The organism is Dyadobacter sp. Leaf189 (genome assembly GCF_001424405.1).
GTDB lineage: Bacteria > Bacteroidota > Bacteroidia > Cytophagales > Spirosomataceae > Dyadobacter.
In genome coordinates this window covers 277,896-298,637 of the sequence record NZ_LMPS01000008.1, presented here as the reverse complement: position 1 = coordinate 298,637, position 20,742 = coordinate 277,896, and the positions used below count along the sequence as shown (strand labels likewise).

The 20,742-nt window shown below is 46.8% G+C and carries 19 protein-coding genes; 7 read left to right on the top strand and 12 right to left on the bottom strand.

Annotated elements, in window-relative coordinates:
• Positions 1 to 118: 118 nt before the first annotated feature.
• From ASG33_RS24305 to ASG33_RS24265, 9 genes are all read right to left on the bottom strand, one after another.
• Positions 119 to 628 (bottom strand): GNAT family N-acetyltransferase, encoded by a 510-nt coding sequence (locus ASG33_RS24305; protein WP_056291633.1) that lies wholly within the window; start codon positions 626 to 628, stop codon positions 119 to 121.
• A gap of 32 nt (positions 629 to 660) precedes the next feature.
• Positions 661 to 2,052, bottom strand: a complete 1,392-nt coding sequence (locus ASG33_RS24300) for a hypothetical protein (RefSeq protein WP_056291629.1) — start codon at positions 2,050 to 2,052, stop codon at positions 661 to 663.
• Between the two features lie 68 nt (positions 2,053 to 2,120).
• A complete protein-coding gene (locus tag ASG33_RS24295) occupies positions 2,121 to 3,260 on the bottom strand; it encodes a hypothetical protein (protein ID WP_056291626.1) in 1,140 nt (379 codons plus the stop codon).
• A 97-nt stretch (positions 3,261 to 3,357) separates the two neighbouring features.
• Positions 3,358 to 3,957, bottom strand: a complete 600-nt coding sequence (locus ASG33_RS24290; RefSeq protein WP_056291622.1) for a hypothetical protein — start codon at positions 3,955 to 3,957, stop codon at positions 3,358 to 3,360.
• A gap of 11 nt (positions 3,958 to 3,968) precedes the next feature.
• Positions 3,969 to 4,463, bottom strand: coding sequence for a thermonuclease family protein (locus tag ASG33_RS24285; RefSeq protein WP_056291760.1), 495 nt, complete (start codon positions 4,461 to 4,463; stop codon positions 3,969 to 3,971).
• Positions 4,464 to 4,556: 93 nt separating this feature from the next.
• On the bottom strand, positions 4,557 to 4,949 hold the full coding sequence (locus ASG33_RS24280; RefSeq protein ID WP_056291620.1) for a hypothetical protein: 393 nt from the start codon (positions 4,947 to 4,949) through the stop codon (positions 4,557 to 4,559).
• A gap of 9 nt (positions 4,950 to 4,958) precedes the next feature.
• Positions 4,959 to 6,191 carry a sulfite oxidase gene (locus tag ASG33_RS24275; RefSeq protein ID WP_056291617.1) on the bottom strand — a complete coding sequence of 411 codons (1,233 nt, stop codon included), beginning with the start codon at positions 6,189 to 6,191 and terminating at the stop codon, positions 4,959 to 4,961.
• 208 nt (positions 6,192 to 6,399) lie between these two features.
• Positions 6,400 to 7,191 (bottom strand): ferritin-like domain-containing protein, encoded by a 792-nt coding sequence (locus ASG33_RS24270; protein ID WP_056291615.1) that lies wholly within the window; start codon positions 7,189 to 7,191, stop codon positions 6,400 to 6,402.
• A 28-nt stretch (positions 7,192 to 7,219) separates the two neighbouring features.
• A complete protein-coding gene (locus ASG33_RS24265; RefSeq protein WP_056291611.1) occupies positions 7,220 to 7,945 on the bottom strand; it encodes a ferritin-like domain-containing protein in 726 nt (241 codons plus the stop codon).
• A 555-nt stretch (positions 7,946 to 8,500) separates the two neighbouring features.
• On the opposite strand from ASG33_RS24265, the gene ASG33_RS24260 reads away from it, so the two are divergent.
• Positions 8,501 to 8,806, top strand: coding sequence for a hypothetical protein (locus ASG33_RS24260; protein WP_200942863.1), 306 nt, complete (start codon positions 8,501 to 8,503; stop codon positions 8,804 to 8,806).
• A gap of 135 nt (positions 8,807 to 8,941) precedes the next feature.
• On the top strand, positions 8,942 to 10,309 hold the full coding sequence (locus ASG33_RS24255) for a sigma-54 dependent transcriptional regulator (protein WP_056291605.1): 1,368 nt from the start codon (positions 8,942 to 8,944) through the stop codon (positions 10,307 to 10,309).
• Here ASG33_RS24255 and ASG33_RS24250 read toward each other — a convergent pair.
• The 3 genes from ASG33_RS24250 to ASG33_RS24240 form a co-directional block, all read right to left on the bottom strand.
• The gene (locus ASG33_RS24250; protein ID WP_056291603.1) at positions 10,297 to 12,822 is read right to left on the bottom strand and encodes a hybrid sensor histidine kinase/response regulator; all 2,526 of its coding nucleotides are present in this window, start codon (positions 12,820 to 12,822) and stop codon (positions 10,297 to 10,299) included. The genes ASG33_RS24255 and ASG33_RS24250 overlap by 13 nt on opposite strands.
• Before the next feature lie 200 nt (positions 12,823 to 13,022).
• Positions 13,023 to 14,999: a c-type cytochrome gene (locus ASG33_RS24245; protein ID WP_056291600.1), complete on the bottom strand. Its 1,977-nt coding sequence runs from the start codon at positions 14,997 to 14,999 to the stop codon at positions 13,023 to 13,025.
• 28 nt (positions 15,000 to 15,027) lie between these two features.
• Positions 15,028 to 16,878, bottom strand: coding sequence for a family 16 glycoside hydrolase (locus ASG33_RS24240; RefSeq protein ID WP_082489393.1), 1,851 nt, complete (start codon positions 16,876 to 16,878; stop codon positions 15,028 to 15,030).
• A gap of 192 nt (positions 16,879 to 17,070) precedes the next feature.
• Between ASG33_RS24240 and ASG33_RS24235 the strand changes: the two genes are divergently transcribed.
• The 5 genes from ASG33_RS24235 to ASG33_RS24220 all read left to right on the top strand — a co-directional run bounded on the left by ASG33_RS24235 (position 17,071) and on the right by ASG33_RS24220 (position 20,687).
• Complete coding sequence (locus ASG33_RS24235) at positions 17,071 to 17,835, top strand: DUF1080 domain-containing protein (RefSeq protein ID WP_056291752.1); 765 nt, start codon at positions 17,071 to 17,073, stop codon at positions 17,833 to 17,835.
• Between the two features lie 108 nt (positions 17,836 to 17,943).
• Positions 17,944 to 18,510, top strand: a complete 567-nt coding sequence (locus tag ASG33_RS24230) for a hypothetical protein (RefSeq protein ID WP_056291597.1) — start codon at positions 17,944 to 17,946, stop codon at positions 18,508 to 18,510.
• Positions 18,511 to 18,601: 91 nt separating this feature from the next.
• A complete protein-coding gene (locus ASG33_RS24225) occupies positions 18,602 to 19,261 on the top strand; it encodes a hypothetical protein (RefSeq protein WP_056291596.1) in 660 nt (219 codons plus the stop codon).
• A gap of 137 nt (positions 19,262 to 19,398) precedes the next feature.
• Entirely contained in the window at positions 19,399 to 19,551 is a 153-nt protein-coding gene (locus ASG33_RS25860; RefSeq protein ID WP_157474949.1) for a hypothetical protein, read from the top strand.
• Positions 19,552 to 19,562: 11 nt separating this feature from the next.
• Positions 19,563 to 20,687, top strand: coding sequence for a DUF692 family multinuclear iron-containing protein (locus ASG33_RS24220; RefSeq protein ID WP_056291594.1), 1,125 nt, complete (start codon positions 19,563 to 19,565; stop codon positions 20,685 to 20,687).
• Positions 20,688 to 20,742 lie beyond the last annotated feature (55 nt).

Here is a 20,742-nt window from a genome sequence, read left to right as displayed (position 1 = left end):
TGCAAAACAAACTTTTGACGGATTCAAAGTAGCTAATTAAGCCAAAAGTTTATTAACACAATGCAATAATTTTTAATCGCATTGTCCTCTCATTTAAACGGAAACCAGCCTGTACCTATTATCTGCGGGCTATCTCCCAACGCCAGAGAAAACCGTCTTCCGGATCAGTAACATCCTCTTTATGAACAAATCCGATTTTTTCCAGCAGATGTGCAGAGGCGTTTTCCTCAGCCAGCGTATGAGCAATCACCTTGTGTACGCCGGGCTGGCGCAATGCATGGTCGAGCAACCCTTTTGCAGTCTCCGTTCCCAGTCCTCTGCCGCGGTGCGACGGCGTAATTTCATAGCCGATCTCCACCATTCCACTGGCATCCGGCTCTCCCTTGTATCCGCAGGATCCGATAAGCTGGTTGTCAGGCTTGTAAATAATGAGATAAACCCACCAGTTGCGCAAAGGCGGGTGGGCTTTCCAGCGGTGGTAAGAAGGCGTAAATGTGTCACGAAATTCTGTCCACTTTTTAGGGACATTCACACCCATGACGCGGGCAAGTGTATGATTTCCCATGCGGATCGCATCGAAAAGCGTGTCGTCGCAGGGGACAATTCTTAAATGGGGGGTCTCAATCATGTTAATCCAATATCGACCCCCAATTTAGGAAACTATGAGTTGTTTTCGTCGAAACGATCTGTAATTGCTTTTCTGATCGCCTGGTGCGGACGCATTCCTGTGCTCTTTGCGCGTTGCACCGCACGATCGGCCGACGCATTTGATTTGGCACGTAAAGCCAGATTTGAAACTGTCAGGTGACTGTCTCTCCACGAATCATATTCTTCTTCGCTCATTACATCCCTGCTTACTTTTCCATGTTCGTATCCGTCACCAAAAGATTGAATGCGACTGTCGGTCAGTGCTTTTCTGCGCTCGTTTTCCAAAGTATTAATTTCAGCGCGGATCCGTGCTTCTTCTTCCCTGAGTTCTTCCAATGCGGGTAGTACGGATAGGTCATTTTCGAGAATGCTCTTCTGCGTCATGTGCAAGGTCAGCTGCTCCTGCAGTGGCTCCATTGCTTTGATGATCTTTTTACGACGTCTTCTCAGTCTGCCCAGTTTAGGATCAATTTGCAGCCACCGGTACCAAAAACCCTGCAAGACCGGCAGTGCCATTCCAAGCGACACCGCACCTGCAACAGCGAACAAAACACCACTTAACACGAAAGAAAGCAATGCCCAGGGACTGTTTACCAGATCCAGGTTAAGCTGGTCCGAGTTGCGAAGCGCATTCTCGATCTTGTTGGTCAGCTCGGGGCTGTTGATAGGTGCGCCCGTCATCGGGTCCACCGCATTTAACTGCAGGTTTTTGACAGATTTGTTGATCGCCTCTTTCAGCTTATCGGTACGGTAAGCCTCATACCGGAACCAGCCAAGGATAATCAGGGTAACAATGGCAAAAATTGAAAGCACCAGCTTGAATCCTGCATATCTTGACCTCGCCTTAGGCGATTCATTCTTGTGGTAAGGCTCTTCAACCAACCTGTCGTACGCAGGTTTAAGGAGGATTGACAGCATTGCCAAACCGATTGCAAATGCCCAGGCTTCATTTGAATTCCTGATATTCAATGCATAAGCAACAATTTCGTGCGAGATGATCAGGTCACCTGCAATGAACGAAATACCGGCTGCCAGAAAGATAAGTCCTGCTACCAGCGAGTACGAAGGCGCTTTTTCGGTTCTTTTCTCACGTAACTGTTCTGTTTGCAGGTCGATATCTGCAACATTCCTTTCAAGGTCCTGCATTTGTCTGGCAGTACGGTTCAGCTCCATTACTTCTGTCTGGAGCTTATCGTAAGCTACCTTGTGCAGCTGGCGTGTTTCCTGGTGTGACGTTTTAATGGAGGAGAGCTCTTCCTTTTTGGAAGTGAGCCGCTCCTGGATCCAGTCATGATTAACATCGCTGGACAAATATGCTTCATAAACCTGACGGTCAATTCCCTCAATGCCACGTGTGTAGCCGCGTTGGTAATCGCCGTGCTCGTTTGGATTCTGCTCGTTCATGACCTGTTATTTTGATTGATCAGATGAGAATGGGATAAAAAATCAGGCCATAAGCCTGGGCTATAATGCTACTTGGAGCTCTTCTGAATGAGGTTAAGCTGCCGGGTTGTAAGCTCATTTTTCATGCGTCGGGCCAGATAGAACTCACTTTCGAACAGTTTGATCAGCATATCACGTTTGGCATACAGCTTGTCCCGCTCTGTTTCGGCTGTACTTTGTTCCCTCAAAACCTGCCACTTTTTGACCCTTAATTCATCAATTTCTCCCTGTAAAGTCTGGCATTCTGCCTCCCAGTTGTACTGGTTATCACTGGAATCCTGGCGATCCTTCCGGATGTTCAGCCAGGCTTGCAGATCATTGCGAAGTACTGTGATATTGCTCAGCAGCAGTTTTCCGGCAAAAAGGAAGAGGAAGAAAACAAAGATGAAAAGCGCAAATGCCTGCCACCAGGTCTGGTGGGTGATCACATTGGCAAAAACAAACAGTGCGGATGCAAACGGAAGTCCTACTTCTTCCAGCAGCGATTTCCAGGTTACTTTCGACTCCGTATCGTGAAACAATGAAATCCTTCCGAAAAGGCTGAACATACCTGCCAGGAAAACGCCCAGCGCGATCCAGGAATTATCATTGAAAACAGGTTTGAGCGACTCGCGGATCAGGAAGAAGTTACCAATGCACATGGCAATGCACAAGGTAATTCCTATCAGCGTTCTTGGTAAATGGTGCTCAGTCGTCTGCTGGCCGGCGGGAAGTTTCAGTCGCTCCTGCAACTCATCGATCCGGTTATTTTTTTGGCCAATAAAAAGGTTCAGCTCCTGAATACGCTCATTTTGCTGCTCTATATTGGCAATGTGGCCGGCCGCAAGGTTTGAAAAGTATTTTTGGATAATGTCAGTTTTTTCATTCGGGTCCGATTCTGACAATCCAAACAAAACACCTTCATCACGCAGCATATCTTCGTCTTCCAGCCAGTAGGGGATTGTCACCTCCACTTTCGGCAATTCCTGTGCATTGAATGCAGGCTGTTGCAACACAGGTTCTGACTGACCTGGCTTGTTTTCCGATAAAGTTGTTTGTTGAATTGCAGTTACTGAGGAGGTTGGGGAGGGATTTGCATTTACCTCGACAGGTTCATCATCATAATATTGGTTCTCGTCGTCCTCCTTCGCGCGGAACCAGTTTGCAATGTATTCAGTGAATTTTGCCATAGCTTTTCATGGGTTAACCTGCGATTATCCATGAAAACACAGAATTTCACTACATTATTGTGATGATCGGCTATTAAAAAAGGTAACTCACTCAGATCTAGGACACTTCAAACATTTTCTGTAAAGCTTGCCAGAGTTTTTTCTTCAGATTGCGGTCGGCTTCGATTACCACGAGCGGATCAGTTAAAAGGAACCAGACACCCTCGATATTTTTAGGGGTATAAGGCGGAAGCAGCAGATCCAGATGCAGCTTGATCAGCGGCACGCCAAACGTGATGAAGTAATTGGTTTTCTTATCTCTAAACACCTTTGTCGCGTCAGTGCCTGACAAAAAACTGAAATTGAGAATGTCAGAATGGTCGGTTGAATGTCCGACAGCTTTCAGGATGTTGTTCAAAAAAGCGGCTTCTGATGCAAGCATTTCCTCCTGCTTCGGCTCGTCGATCAGGATCAAGATCTTGTGCCGCAGCTGTGGGAATTCAGGAGCAGCCACGGGAATAGCTGGCGTCGCAGGAATAGCCGGCTTCGGCGGAGTTGCCGGCTTGGCTGGCGTCGCAGTTACATTGGTCTGCACGGCTGCCGATTCAGGGGCTTTTTCAACCCTTGCCACAGTCTCCTGAGTGCCGGTTTTAATATCCCCTAAATAGAAAAGCGTCTCGTCCTGATAGAGGATCTTAAATAATGCGGGATTATTCATCGCGACCAGTTTTAATATTTACCCGTATACAAACCAGGCTGGCTCCAAATACCCAGCTTCTGCTTCTTTGCCTGAATTTCCAGATTGGCATATTCCATACTGGAAGAGTATTTTTTGAAATGAACAGCCAGCCCGTTCTTTACCAGTTCTTTGTTCAAGATCTTGCCGCCTGGAATTACAACTTCCCCAAGCAGGCGACCATATCTGTCAAACTCGCCGGTGTGACGAATCTGTACCACCTTGCGGAAGCAATATTTGGAAGTAAAATCCTTCGCAACCTTGTAATAGGGCCTGCCGCGTTCCGGGCAATTAACATGAAGCAGTCTGATCCGGATGTTCTTTCCTGCTCTCTGGCCTGCTTTTCTGCCGGTATAAATGTATTTTAATTCAATGGTATCCCCGTCCTGTATTCCGATCACCTCAGCTTTAAGCGGATTCGACGGATCAGCCTGTAAAAAGCGGCTTTCTGCTGATGTATTTAATGGGGAATTAACGAAGGCACTCAAAACCGGAAAACAGATCAGAAATGCCAGTTTTCCAGCTGGAAAATTCAAAAAGGATTGCACGCGTACGCTATTCAGTAATAAAAATAAAATGGACTATTGTTCGAGCTTATACCATTTGACATCTTTCAATGGCGCTCTTCGGGCAGCGGTAACAGTTGGGCCGTAATGCTTTTCTAGATAATCGAGCACCGGCTTTTCTGTCTCGCCCAGATCCCAGAGATTGTGGTTTTTCTGCATCCAGCGGATTTTTTGTTTCCAGCCGTCACGGGTAAACCTGTTCTGAAGGATCAGCTTGGAGTTATGGCAAGTAGTGCATTGCGCTTTTACCAGGTACAGATTTCCATCTGTAACTAATCCCGTTTCAGGGTCTTTTTTAACTGTATCTGCCAATGAAGCAGCCACGTGCTGCACTGGTAATTTGGCATGTTCACTAACTGAAAAAAGCAGAATGCCCAGGCTGGTGCACAGCGTTATCAATAACTTCATAGTTTCGTTTTAACCAACTTTCACTGCAATTCTTTCACACGCATTATTAAGGTACCCGCCCGGGTTCCAGGCTGGAATAACCATGGGCTGGGCCACACCTTTGGAGTCGGTAGCACGAACCCACACCTCGTAGTAGCCCGTGGTAGGAAACTTGATTTTGCTTTCCCAATGCTGCCAGGCAAGCCGGTTAACCGGCGCTTCCAGTTTGCATTCTTTCCAGGTCGAGCCAAAATCAATGGATACTTCCACTTTCTTCACGCTCAGATCGCCCGCCCAGGCGTGACCGCGCAATGCAAGTTCGCTGTCCGGCTTGATCATCGCGCCCGTTTTAGGATAAGTAATAAGCGATTTCACCGGCATTGATTCAATGATCCTGAAATACTGGTCTGTCTGCGGAACATCTTCACCGGGTGCTACCGGGCTTTTGGGCATCTTATAACTATGTCCGTCCATTTTAGCCCCGTCATGTACTTTGTTGCGGATAGAGATCCCGCTCAGCCATTTACCCGAAACAGAAGCAGGCCAGCCGCCGATCACAAGGCGTAGCGGATAACCATGGAATTCAGGAATATCCTTTCCATTCAATTGCCAGGCGATCAAAGTTTCATTTTCAAGCGCTTTTGCAATGGGCACGCCGCGCGAGATAGACTCTTTCTTGGGATCGCGGCTCAGGTGCAGATCTTTGCTATGATAACCGATGTAAACAGCATCATCTTTAATGCCCACATCAGCAAGGATATCCTTTAAACGTACACCCGTCCACGAAGCGCAATGTACAGCGCCCTGGCCCCACGGGTTACCCGAAGCCTGCGGCGTAAAGCCCGAGCGTCCATTGCCCCCGCATTCAAGTACAAGCTGGTAAGTATAGGTCTTAAACTTCTTTTTAAGTTCTTCCAGTGTATAGGTCTTGGTTGCCCTGGCAGACTCGCCGTCGATTGTCAGTGTCCATTTGCTCACATCTATTTTCTCGGGTATCAGGCCATTGTTCCTGATAAACATTTTGTCCACCGGGGTAACCTTATCGTCAAGCAGGTGTAAGGGCGATTCAACATTCCAGGGTTTGTCTCCCTGCACGATCATTTCCGGATTTTTACCTTTCAGCGCATCACCTTCATCCCATGCAAGAGGTACATATCCCTCAGGCATCCGGTCTGCAAAAACCATCTGGCTGCCCAGTGCGGTACCCAGCACGGTCAAGCCGCTCTTTTTCAAAAAACCTCTTCTGTTAAACGCGGGGTTCATTATAGGTTCAGGATATTTTAGTATTGATCAATAATCAAATTTAATAATACTGCCCGGTTAACCAGCCGGAAAATTGACATTCCCGCCAGAAATGCGAAAAGGCTACCATCGGGTAGCCTTTTCAAAGTCAAACATAGTGTGCTGTAACATTTCGAACATACTGTCACCTGACAAGTGTATGTATATGTCCAACAGGGAGAATTTACAATTATGCTTTTATGAATGGTCCTGCAATGGCCAGTACCTGTTGCTTGGTCAAAGGCTCGTCAAATGCCTCTGTGATAGCCGCATCGCTTTTGGATGCGAGATTTTTCAGGTCTTTACCACCTTGGGTCATGTTTTCTTCGCCTGCATAAATAGCAGGTACAGCACCTTCTTTGCCCGTAATCCAGCCTTTCATTGCTGCATTTCCGGTCACAGTAGCAGCCAGTCTGCGAACTACTGCCGCGTGGCGTGCTTCTACCGAGTGTACCTGCAATGCATATTCAAGAATCTGCGGGTCAGCAAGCAATGCGCCTGCCTGTCCTTTATAAGCCCGGACACCAGTATCTTCCAGTGCGCTCGACACCGTTACGAATGTTTTGTAGTTAGAAAACACATCACCGAATGCGCCACCATATTGGAAGTCGAAAGATGGTTTTGCAATTGCTTTCGTACCTAGTGCTTTAACAAGAAAAGCAACGTGTTGCGTTTCGTGTTTGCCGATCTGTGTGAAAATAGTTCTGTCGCTGGCCGGGATGAGGTTGGCAGCAGCAAGTCCTGCCTTATAAAATTCATCTTCCAGGTATTCCAGTGTCAAAGCATAGTTCAGTACATCCACAGCAGCAGCCGATTGTCCGAATGCTTTGTTGACAATGCTCGCGAACATAGTAGGTACAGCGGCCAAAGCCACTTTGCTACTCATTTTGCTCATGAAATGGCGGCGTGTCGCGTATTCAAGTCTGCCCACTGTATCACCGTCGGCTTTTTGAAAATCGTCAATTATTTTAAATATATCCATGATTTCTGATTCAGATTAATTGTGAAGATTATTTGCCGACGTTGGCTCCGTTGATGGTTTCTTTGACAAATCCTTTAACTGCTGCAAGGATATCCGCGGGCGAAACAGCCTTGTCCATTCCGTTGGCATCAATAATGTCGTCACCAGCAAAGTCAGCCGATTTTGGTTTGATCAAATCACGGATCACAGCAGCGTGGCGTGCTTCCACGGATACGATTTTGCCAGCCAGCAATAAATTTCCACCATCTTTAAGCAACTTGCCCGCACCATTATATGCAGCAACGCCGGTATCTTCAAACAACTTGGCAGCACCCAGAACCGCATCTTTTTTAGTGAAATCGATGCTTGCGAAATTTGGGGTCAGACCTTTGATCGCCTTATCACCCAATGCAGCTTTGAAAAAATCCCGGTGAATGATCTCGTGATCACGGATGTCCGTCAGGATGATTTTCTCCGCGTCGGTCATGCCGGCGTACGGCGTAGTAATCACTTGTGAATAGAAAGCAGCTTCGAGTTGTTCCAGCGCGTATGCATAGTTCAATACACCTACATCTCCCGAGCCAAGATCAACGGTGTCGCCGCTGGGGTTAGTAGGATTTGGATCATCGTCATCGTTACAAGCAGTAGTGAGTGCGATAGTGCCCAGTGAGGTAGCGATACCGGCTGCACGCAGGAATGAGCGCCTGTTCACCGGCGACACATTGCCTCCTTCTTCCTTAGCAGAATTGGTGTTTGGTTTCAATAATTGGTTCATAGCTTCAAAGGTTATTGAGCTCTTTCGTACCTCGAAAGATTTGTAAAGACCTACGCCCTTCGAAAAGCTTTAGATCAGAAGAGAGGGAAAAACAATTTTGAGTTCCGAAATGGATGACGGGCGAGTACCAAAACAAAAAGAGCCTGTTTCCAGGCTCTTTTTGTTTAAAACTAAGCGATAGGTATTAAATAACGTTGAGAAAAAATGCCAACAGAGATTCAACTTTGAATGTATAGCGCTAATATCTTGTAGTAAAGATTCTACATTGGTGTAGAAAAAACCTACTATGCAAAGATAGTTGAAATGTTTCTTTTTCATAGTTTATATTAAAAATTTGTTGAATAATTTGCAGTAACAAGTAGCCCCGTTTCGGTTAAAGCCCGATTTGCTATGAAAATTCTGAGTTAACGGCTGTAACAAAGTATTTCTGATCATGCACTGGTTTGCGAGAATGATCCCGTAAAGTTTTTTTAAGAGCATCGAAAAAGCTTTTTTTGTTGCGGGTACACCAGGGAAATACGCCTTTAATGCAGTACTTACATTAAATTCAATGTGATGAAACAACTTTTTTTTGGAACTATACTAGGCATTTGCCTCACATTTTCCGCCCCCGTTGCGGACGTTTCAGGTGCACCGTTTGCTGTCCCGTCAGTGGAGCAAAGTAAGGTAGCGGTAAGACCGGAAGATCTGCCGGAAGCTGTAAAAACTACCCTCACCGGTGATGGTTATGCAGACTGGAAAGTGGCTAGTGCATACCTGATTACACGGGAAAATAATGCTCAGTACTACGAAATCAATCTCAAAAAAGGCGAGGAGACTACTATAGTAAGTCTTGACAAATATGGGCGAAAAGTGGACTGAGAACGCTGGCCCTTCATTTTGCTGCAGTCACAATGAAAAGCCGGACATTTCTCCGGCTTTTTGACTTTTGTTTTTATAATTTTACATTTCATCGGCTCGTTAGTTAGCTATTTATTTCTGACATACTTTATTCTCATGGCTCACCTGCTCCTCGTTGAAGACGATACCACCTTTTCTAAACTGTTGACCAACTTTCTTGGCAAACATGGACACCAGGTCAGGGCTTGTTCAGATTTGAAAGAGGCGAGAGAAGCACTCCATAACGATCCCAATGGGCCGTTTGAAGTACTGATGCTGGACTATCGCCTGCCAGACGGTAACTCTGTGGATTTTTTGAAAACACTGCGTGGAGAGGGGAACAGGACAGCTGCATTTATCATGACGAGCTTTCATGATGTAAGAACAGCAGTCACCGCCATGCAGCTGGGTGCATTCGATTATATTACCAAGCCGGTTAATCCGGAAGAGTTGTTAATGGTTTTGCGTGAGGCACTTAACAAAGGTGAGGTGTCGAGTGTAAAGGGTGCGCCCAAGGCTAAGAGCGGTGCTAAATCCGATAAACAATCCCTGGAATATATCGAGGGTAAGAGCAAAATATCCAAACAACTATACGAGTACGTTCGCCTTGTGGCACCGACCGATATGTCGGTGATCATTCAGGGGGAAAGCGGTACAGGGAAAGAACACGTAGCCAAATCCATTCACAAGCTGAGCAAACGTAGTAATGGACCGTTTGTCGCGATTGACTGCGGTTCGCTTTCCAAAGAACTGGCTGCCAGCGAGCTTTTTGGGCATAAAAAAGGTGCATTTACAGGTGCGCTGCTGGACAAAATCGGTCAGTTTGAAGCGGCCGACGGCGGTACCCTGTTCCTGGATGAAATTGGTAACCTTGGCTACGACGTTCAGATCAAACTACTACGCGCTCTGCAGGAACGTATCATCGTTCCGATAGGAGGCACCCAGCAGGTAAAAGTGGATGTAAGGCTGATTGCAGCAACCAATGAAGACCTGATTTCCAGTGCCGCAGCCGGTGATTTCCGAGAAGATCTTTACCACCGTTTAAATGAGTTCAAAATCGAAGTGCCCCCATTGAGGAAGCGCGGCGAAGATCTGGGCATTTTTATTCAGCACTTTGTAGACAAAGCCAATCAGGAGCTCGACCGCAATGTAAGAGAGCTTTCGAAAGAGGTCATGGAGATTTTCCAGAAATACGATTGGCCGGGAAATTTGCGGGAGCTTAATAATGTAATTAAAAGATTGGTACTGCTGTCAAAAGAAGAAGTAGCAACTTCAAGTGCATTGCCTGCCGAGATGATTACTGCTATGGAAGGTACCCAAAAGCCAACCGGCTCGGACCTGAAAGCTTTGCAGGAGACGCACGAAAAAGAAATGATCGAGAAGGTGTTACAAGAAGTGCGTTACAACAAGAGCAAGGCTGCCAAGTTGTTGAACATCGACAGAAAGACCCTTTATTATAAGATAGAAAAATATCAGATCGAGTAAGCGAGTGCTTTTTCTTCTATTTGCTCGATTACCGATCTTGCATCACGGGTGATTTGCTGCATATCAGCAAAAGGAACCTGAGTTACATCATTGCGCAGTTCAATTTCAAATACCCGGAAACGCGCCGAAAGCTCTTTCGCGCCGATTTGCCCGGTGCGTCCCGCCATCCGGTGCATGATTTCCATTACTTTATCCAGCTCGCGGGATTCAAGGTGTATTTCCAGCGCCTCTACATCCTGGCGGGAGTCTTTCACGAACTGGTCGAGGATTTCCCGCATTAAACTTTCATCCCCGAAAGTCATTTCATTGAGCATTGTAAAGTCCAGTTCTATGGGCCTGTGCTCCCTGATCTGACCTCGCGTTGCCGACGATGATTCCAGCAATTCCAATAATTCCTTGGAATGAAATGGCTTCATCAAATACCCGTCAAAACCAAGATTAAGCAGGTTGGCACGTTCTTCTGGAAGCGCCTGCGCAGTTAATACAAAGAATTTTACGTCTGGGCTGGCTACTTTCCGCAGCCTTTTGCAAAGCTCTGCCCCGTTCATGCCGGACATGCGCATATCCGTCAGTACGAATTTAACCTGATTATCCCAGGGCCGGTTAAGTACTTCTTCGGCAGATGAGAATGAGTTATGCGGAATGCCGTTCATTTCGAGAACGGAAGAGCACCATTTGAGAATGAAAGAATCATCGTCCACCAGCCACACTTTGCCGGTCACGTGGTAGTCTCTCTCAGGTACTTCCTCTGTCAATTCCAGTGTGTCAGCTTTTTTCATACTGGCGGTTACAAAAAAAGTCGTGCCCTGCCCGGGACTGCTTTTAACGCGTATATTCCCCCGCATTGCCTCCACAATCGCCTTTACGATTGTGAGACCGAGGCCTGTTCCCCCGTAGCGACGGGAAATGGACGAGTCGGCTTGTTCAAACTGGTTAAAAATGCGCTGTACCTGCTCTGGCGACAATCCTATTCCGGTGTCGGCAACGATGAATTCTACCTGTACATTGTTGTTTAATTCAACACTATTCACTTTTAGTACAACTTCTCCGCTATCAGTAAATTTGATCGCATTGGTAAGCAGATTGTACAAAACCTGGCGCAACCGGAACGGATCTCCGCAGAGATAAAGGTTGGCGGGCAAAAGATTTTCGATCCGCAACGAAAGGTTCTTGGAATTTGCATTTGGCTTCAACACCTGGATAACCTCATTCAAAAGCGGCGTTATTGCAAAAACACGCTCCTCGAATGTAAACCTGTCAGAGATAATGCGGCTGTAATCGAGTACTTCGTTGACGAGGTAAAGCAAATGTTCGGAAGCGGAATAGAGCGTTTCCAGATCCTGCTTGCGCGGCTTGTCGGCTTTTTTCAAAGCTTCTGTGTAGCCGAGAATGGATTGCAGCGGGGTTCTTATCTCGTGGCTCATATTGGCCAGAAACCGTTGCTTTGCCATACTATGGTATTCGGCCTCCTCTTTGGCTTCTTCCAGCTGGCTGCGGTAATCGTTGCTTTTAGTAATATCCGTAAAAATCAGGTAGATCAGCAATGCGGTTAACAGGAAAAACCCGACCATTACCCATTTCAGCATATCAATGCTTTTGTTGACCATATAATTGGCCTGGCGGCTGTCGAGATCCGATTGTTTCAGCACCTGGCCTTCCACTTCCTGCATGACACTCAGAAGTTGATTAACCAGGGAATTGCCGGCCGTAGCGAGTTCCTGCTCCTTATCTACAAAGCTTATTGTCCGTTTTTTCTGCGCTTTTTCAATGGCGTGTACCGCTTCCCCTACTTTTTCGATTGTACTATCTTCCTGTGCAACTTTAATGGTATCCACTTCCACATTCACTTCCTGCCGCTGCACTACTTTCGGGGCTGGGGCTGTTACCTGTTCTTTTTTGCCCTTTTTGGAGCCGCCAAAAACGCGGTTGAAAAATCCTTTCTTCTCCGTTGCTTTCTGAACAGAGTCAGGTACTGTATAAATAGTGGTGGTCGTCGTGCGCTTTTCGGTTTTGACTACCGTACTGTCCGGTCTGAGCTTTGTAGTGATTAACCCTGAGATGTTCTTGACCTCGTCTTCCAGTGTTTTCGTATTGACCAGCTTGGAGCGGACTTTGACATAATTGCCATAAATCTTATCACGCTCTTTCAGGATATTCTTCATTGAATCGATCCGTATGATCTGGTACGGATCATCAAGGCTCATTTCGCTGAGTGAATCAAGCGTGGCTGCCAGCTCTGCAGATTTGTACATGACGGCCGCCTTATGCTCTTCATCGTTCATTCGCCGGATACGCTGCAGATGATCCAGTTGAAGGATATTCTTGAAGATTTTATTAACCAGCCGCAGCTTGTCATTGGGTGTAGAGATCATCTCCACTTTTCCCATGATCTGATGGAAAGCCAGATTGGTGATAATCCACGATGCACCAAGTGCAATGGATGCCACGAAAAAGCCGAGGAAGATCTTGCCTTTGACGGATTTCAAAAAAGAAAGGTCACGCAGAATTGACATAGCAGACTTACGATATTCAATATCAACTAACGCATTTCAGACAACAAAACGTGCAATTGGACCTGCATCTGTCTGACTTATAGTGTGAAGATACAGCTTTCCTGAGAAAGTATCAGGACTTCAAAAGCACAAAAGGTTGCCTGTTTAACAGACAACCTTTTGTAACTGTTGCAAATGCAATTAAGGATTTCGAAAAATGCTTATTTGGCAAGAGAGTTGATCCAGGCAGCGATTTTGGCCGCTTCCGCTTTTGGAACCTGCGGCATTGGCGCCATCGGTGTTGCATAATCCGGCCAGTTTTCAGGCTTAGGATTATAAATCAGGTCAACTATTTTCTCGTTCGAATATTTTCTTTTGGCAACATCCTGGTAAGATGGACCCACTACCTTCTTGTCGGCCGCGTGGCAGGCAAGGCAGGTATTCTTTTCAAGGATCGGTTTGATCTCCGCCCAGGTTGGTGCTTTGCTGCTCGCCGCTGCGGTTTGCTTGCCTTTTCCGTCCGGAGAAACGTGCTCTTTGGTAGCGGAAGAAGAACCCGAAGCACTTCCTGTTGAAGATACGCCCGAGCTTGTGCTTCCAGACCGGGTCTCGCCAGACCGCGTTGTCTTCAGTTCAGAAACTTTCAGTTTTTCGCCGTCAGGAATGTTGTTTAACGTGTAGTAAGCGTCAGGGTGAACCAGTGACCAGCTGTTTGTTGCTGCTCTCACACCTTCCAGCGAGATCTTGTGAACATAGTACTGGCGCATTCCGTCAAGTACGATACGTACTTTTTTGTTGTCGTCAGATACCTTCACGCCTTTGATCTTCACATCTTCCAGGTTGATCTGAGGGCTACCGTAAACAGGGTAGTGTTTATACAGATAGCTGCTCACTTTGTAAGAATCCAGGTCTTCTGCTGATTTGCGGTCAACCGGCATTGTGAATTCGATTTCAAAACCATCAGGCTGCGCTTTTACAGTATACATTTCAAAAGGCATTTTCCCATTCCAAACGAGGCGCTGCAAGCCCTGGTTTGCGTCACCTGCCGAGCCCCAGCCACGGTTGGTTTCGCCTACGAACATGGAACCGTCCTTATCAAATGCCATTCTCAAAACACCAGACTGGAACCCGCTGCGGAAACCGATACTTGCTCCCTGGTATTCCCCTTTTACTTTTTCCATGACAATCCGCATGATGTTGCTCTGTCCCTGGTCGCCCACGAAAACCTGGCCGGTAAATGGACCAAAACCACCTTTGGTATCATCAAGGATCAGCTCAGCAGTAGAAACTCCGTGTACACCGTAAGGCAGCCAAACTGCCGGAAGCTGTACCATATCGTATTTTTCTTTCAGTTGATACAAGAACTGAGGAGTCTCGTTCAATGTATTTTCCGGCTTGATCGCGCGGCCATTTGCGTCTTTGTTCTGGCGGTTATCTCTTTCAGCAAAGAATTGCTTCTCAGTTAACTTAACAGGTGAGTTAGGAAGTCCAGCCCACTTCAAACCAGCCGGGTGACCCATAAAGCCACCTTTTTTAACCTGGAAAATAGCACCTGTTCCCATCCAGTCACCCTGGTTGTCGGTATAGAACAGCTCGCCATTCAGCATGCTGATACCGGCAGGGGAGCGAACTCCCGTTGCATAAGGTTCATATTTACCATCGTTGGTAATGTGGAAAATCCAGCCTCTGGTAGGCACGCGGCTTTCGCCTCTCCACCATTCTTCATCTCCAAATGCTACGTTACCACTCACGAAAAAGCTTCCGTCTGGTGCCAGTTTCGGGCCAAAAGAGTATTCGTGGTAGTGTCCTGAAAGCGGCCATTGGTACACTGTTTCGTAAACATCCGCTTTGCCGTCGCCGTTTTTGTCCACCAGCTTGGTAAGCTCGCCACGTTGTGCGCAGTACAATGCACCCTCTTTGTAAGCCAAACCGAGTATTTCGTGCAGACCTGTCGCGAACTTCCTGAAATAAGGCGTGCGGCTGGTAGGGTTATCCACAATCCAAACTTCTCCGCGGCGCGTTGAAATCGCCAGTGATCCGTTTGGCATGGTAGTCAATCCGCCTACTTCAAGGATAATGCCTTCCGGAATGGGCGGGGTAATAATCTTGTAAAAATCTTCTTCTTTGGGCGACTCCTGCGCTTTCAGCACATTAAGTGTTGCCAAGAAAATGAATGTAATCTGAATTAATTTTTTCATTATCAATGCGGTATCTATTGGGATTTAATCAGAATAGGATGGAATACTTCACTTCGCCATTCGTCACCGGAACAATCAATTCCTGACGTCCGTCAATACTTCTGATCTCGGGTTTGATGTTCTTGTCGGCAAGCTGGATGTAGTACGATTTGTTGTTAACAGCGTAAAGAGCGTCAGAAACCTTCTCAATGTTCGCGCCGTCTGCCAATCTTGCAACCAGATTTTTAGTCGGGTTATTTACTTTGATAATCCTTTCAAAATACTGATTGTTAACAATCGACATATAGTCGGTAACAGTCGAGCCAAATGCCTGGTACTGGAATGTAGGAACATCCTGATCATCCAGCACATAGCCTTTCGGACGGTAGCCGCTGCCGGCTGTATCTGCCGCCCACTTCGATTTGCCACTTACTTTACCCAAAATCATATCATCGCCCAGCAACGTAACGCTGCCGCGCGGGCGGGAAGAGCCGTCACCACGATCGTGCCACATAGGAGTAGCATCCAGGAATTCGCCGCGCCATACCTGCAACACATTGCCTTTGTCCAAGTCATAGGTATAATGCAGGTTGGTAGGACTGCCCACAGATACCGCGTGAACCGCACGCTGTCTCTTGCCTTTGTCATCTGCTTTGAAATCCATAAAGCTGCGCGTAATGGTATTGGTACCCGCAGTGATCAGGATAGGATCGGTGGAGCCTGATGCCATAACGGAGCTTTTGCTGTGGTAAGCCACTTCTCGGAAGCCAGGTCCGCTTACCCACAATCCCAGAACGGGACGCATCCAGCCATCTCTTTTGTTGTTGAAGATCTCAATGGTATGGTCGCCTTCTTTCAGGTTTACCGCACCAGTGCGGAATTCGTTGTTGTTCTTCCATTGCTGGTCGATCACAAACTTGCCGTCGATTTTCAGGTAAGAATTACCAGAAGCCTGCAATTTGAAATTGTATTCACCTGCGGTTGGTGCATTGTATCTTCCTGTGTAAACGTAGGAGTAGTTGTTGTTCTCTTTCAGGATTTCCCAGCTTAATGCGTCCGTTTTACCGGTTTCAGCAGGAGTTTGCTTGGAAAGGTCCTCTGTTTCGGACAAGCCGCCGTAGTAAGTTTTGTAGCTTAGCTCAGAAAGGGTACCTGGTTTTTTATCAAAATTGTTGATGACAATATTCCTGATCGCCAGTGAACCGTGGTCGCCCTGAATGCGGATAGGTCCCATTGCCACATCTTCGGCAGTCAGCGAACCGCGGGTCGGGCCGCTCACTTCTACGTTTTCGTGAATGATGATTCCGTTCAGTACTACGGACAGGAAAACAGCATTGGATACCTTTTTTCCATTCGCGTCAAAACGTGGCGCCTGGTAGGAGATCTTGATATTCTGCCACAAACCCGGCGCTTTGGCTACATTGAAACGCGGTGCGTATCCTTCATAGCCTTTTTCGCCTTCCGGCTTTGAATCATTCCAGCGCTCGTAAATACCACCGCAGTCGTTGTATTTGGCTGTTTTTTTGCCCCAGCTATCAAACAGCTGTACTTCGTAGTTTCCTTGCAGGTAAATGCCGGAGTTGGATCCTTTCGCCAGCATAAAGTCCATTTCAATGTCAAGGTCGCCGTGCTTGAAGTTGGAGATCAGCTCGTACTGGTTTCCGTATTTTCCTTTTTCATGAATGCAGGCCAACACGCCTTTTCCGGGTGTTGTAGTCAGCACATTTTCTTTTGAAATGTCAGCAGACGCATTTCCGACGATTTTCCAGTTATCGGATTTGGTGGTAAATGCACTGAGATTGTCAAGAGGAATAGGTTGCTGGGCATAAGCAGATTGACTTACAATAACCGCTATGCCACAAACGATTAACTGTAAAAACGAACATTTGATTTTAAACATACTTGGGTAAGCTTGGTAGGTTTTTGATTAAATACCGGCCGCAGGTCGCCGAATCGGTGCAAATTACGTGATAAGAATTGGTAAAATTGCATTTAATTAGATGAGAATCGTGAGGCTGCCTGCTTTTGATATTTGGTGCGTTTTCACGCATTTTTCAATCAGTTTTATCTGACTAAAAAGTTTATTTTTAAAATGAAAAAATTAATTCTTACCGCGTTCAGCCTGGCTACGGCGTTTGCTGCTCATGCACAACTTCAACCTGCCAAACAAACGCCGGAATCGAGCGAATTGTGGAGCCCGGTGCCCCGTGTTGTGACGCCAGGTAAAAGTTCTTCTGCGGTTTCGGGCTTTACTGCACCTTCCGATGCCATCGTTTTATTCGACGGTAAAAACCTCGACGCCTGGGTTTCAGGTAAAGACGGAAAATCAGCTGCTCCGTGGACAGTTGCAGACGGCGCAATGACGGTTGCTCCAAAATCAGGAGATATCCAGACTAAACAGACCTTTGGTGACTATCAGCTTCACATTGAGTGGCGCACTCCTGCGAAAGTGGACGGAAACGGACAGGGACGTGGCAACAGCGGGATCTTTATGCAGGGAATTTATGAACTGCAGGTACTCGACAGCTACAACAATGCAACTTATTCAAACGGACAGGCAGGCTCTATTTACAAGCAAACCATGCCGCTGGTAAATGCTTCAGTAGGACCGGGCGAGTGGCAGACTTACGACGTGGTTTACACTGCGCCGCATTTCAACAAAGACGGTCAAATGACAATTCCGCCTTACATTACCGTGATCCACAATGGAGTTTTGGTGCAAAACCACACGATGATCCAGGGTACAACTCCTTACGTGGGCCAGCCAACCATTGAGCCGCACGGAAAAGGACCTATCAAATTGCAGGACCACAATAACACAACGAGCTTCCGCAACGTCTGGATCCGCGAGTTGTAAGAGATAACAGGTACAATAATTTTATCAGGCTTGAACGATTTAAAACATCGTTTAAGCCTTTTTTGTTTTGTAATAAAATAAAGTAAGTACCCATTACAAGGAGCGATTATGCAGGAGATAGAACCCTATTATAACTGGGAAAAACATTATGTGGCAAGTCACGATGAGAAGTCGCCCTTTTTCGGCAGGACTTACAATCTCGACTATTATGAAAATGCGATCTACGGATACTATATCCACCCGCTCTGGGACGAAATAGGGTCGGAGACGCTTTACGTGAAGATTATTTTCGCTGATTACAAAAAACGCTTTGCAGTGATCGAAGTATTTGGTGAATGGAACGATGCGCTGCACAACGATATCATGTTCTTCAAAAGACAGGTCGTGGACCCGCTTGTTGACGAGGGGATCAACCAATTTATATTAATGGGCGAAAACCTGCTCGATTTCCACGGCAACGAAGATGATTACTATGCCGAATGGTTTGATGATATCGAAGACGGCTGGATCGCAGCTGTCAATTTCAGGGAGCATGTGGAGGAGCAATGGAAGAAGTTCAGGCTCGATTACTTTATCAATTTTGGCGGTACGCTGCACATTGGCAACTGGCGCACATTGCAGCCGGAGCCATTTTATGAGCTGGTTAAAAATTTGATGGTTAGAAGGTTAGAATGAAAGAAAGCAAGTCCGTTTGTTTGTAACATCCAAACTCCTTTGTAGCTTACAACTTTAAGTGTATCAACTTTTTACCTTAAACCTGTTAGCAATGGCCGAAAACGACAAACCACTTCCGGAAGATGCAGAAGAATCGCTGGAAACTACAACACAAGAAATCAAGGCTACGACCGTAGCAGCAGGAGATGAGATCGTGGAGGAGGTAGGAGAAGGTGCAGACGGGATCAAAACGGAAGTTTATGAAACGACGGACGATCTGAGAGCAGAAGCTGAAATGGCCATTGAAGAAACAAAAGACTCGGTTGCGGAGCTGGAAGAGGAGGCAACTGCCGAAGTGCAGGAGGTCAGAGCGGCGGCAGGGGATAAGGTAGAAGAAGTAAAAGATTTTGCAGAAGAGAAGTCGGAAGAAGCGAAATCGACATTTGCTGGTCTGCAAAATGAGGTTGAACTGGGCATTGCGGCAGGCAAGGATAAGGCAGGTGAGATTTACGAAGATCTGTCGGAAAAAGCTGCGGACCTGAAAGAAGCTGCTATTGACAAATATGAGGACCTCAGGGAAGATGCCGCCGAAGCTTTTGAGGATGCCAGAGAAGTAGCCGCCGAGAAATTGGCCGAAGCACAGGTAAAAGCAGCAGAGCTGAAAGCAAAGGCAGAGATTGAGATGGAAGAACTGAAAGAAGCCGCGTCGGAGAAATACGTGGAAACCAAGACGAAAGCAAAAGGCTTCTGGGCCAGACTGTTTGGTAAATAGTCTGTTCAAAGCAGATATTGTTAAGTGCCCGGCCGAAAGTCGGGCATTTTGCATTTTTAATACACGATGGTTACAACGAATTATGATAAATTTTCATCTTGATAGCATATTCCGGTTCCACCTTATCCATTTCAAATATGAAAATTTCGAAATCAGTACTTCAGGCTGTCGCCGTTGCAGTTGCGTTGAGCACAATTACCGCTTGCGCCGACATTGATATCAAACCCGGAAAAGAGAAAAAGGCGAAAACACGCACCATGGATCCTTGCCCTGGCTGCGGAATGGGTTGATCGTTACTCCTATGCCACAGATATTCTCCACAATCGCCTGCAACCTCGACGCGCACATTCTGCAATCGTCCATTCCGTTATTTGAAATGGAAAAAGTAGAAGCCATTGAATGGTCTTTCGATGCGCTTTTCAAAGCTGATGTAGTGCCTGAATGGTTTACGGACCTGATTGGGGAGTTCAGCGATCAGGGCAGACTGATCTGTCACGGCGTTTATTTTTCCTTGTTTTCCGGAAAATGGTCTGCGGAGCAGCAACACTGGCTGGACCAGCTCAGCAAGCTCTGCGGCCAGTTTCATTTTGATCATATTACGGAGCACTTCGGTTTCATGACAGGCTCCGACTTTCACAAAGGCGCGCCGCTCGGCATTCCTTTCAATGCATCGACACTGGCTATCGGGAAAGACCGACTGGCGCGCATTCAGAATGCGTGTAATTGTCCGGTCGGCTTAGAGAACCTTGCTTTCTCCTATTCGCTCGATGAAGTAAAGCTGCATGGAGATTTTTTGGGCCAATTGGTGGAAAGTGTCAACGGCTTCATTATTCTCGACCTGCATAACCTGTATTGTCAGTGTCACAATTTTGAACTTGACTTTACTGAATTCCTTTCCTTTTACCCGCTGGACCGAGTGCGCGAAATGCATATCTCAGGCGGTAGCTGGGATGCGCAGATTCCGGGCAGGATAGTGCGCCGCGATACGCACGATGAGGCAGTACCGCCCGAAGTTTTCGAGTATCTGAGGCAAGCAATTCCACGCTGTCCTGATTTGAAGTTTGTGGTAATGGAGCAGCTGGGCACCGCGCTGGATACAGCCGAAAAGCAGGCCGATTTTCAGAAAGATTTTCTACAAATGGACCACATTATTAAGTCAGTTGGAGAAACCGGCCGCATTTCGGCAAACAACTTCCTGCCTTTCTCGCCGACTTCTCCTGCTGGCTTGCCCGTCGAAGACCTGGCTTTGTACCAGCAGCAAATGCAGCTTTCAAACATTCTGGAAATAGCCGGCGACCTCAAAGAGGCGCAGAGGCTACTGAATGCTTCTGACCTTAGTGATACCGACTGGCACATTGAACATTGGGAACCGCATATGCTGCAAACGGCAATGAACATCGCACAAAAATGGAAGGGCGGATTTTAAAATAGGTTGATTAACTTGATGGCACAATTTTGTAGCACGTATAGTGGCCGGGTTC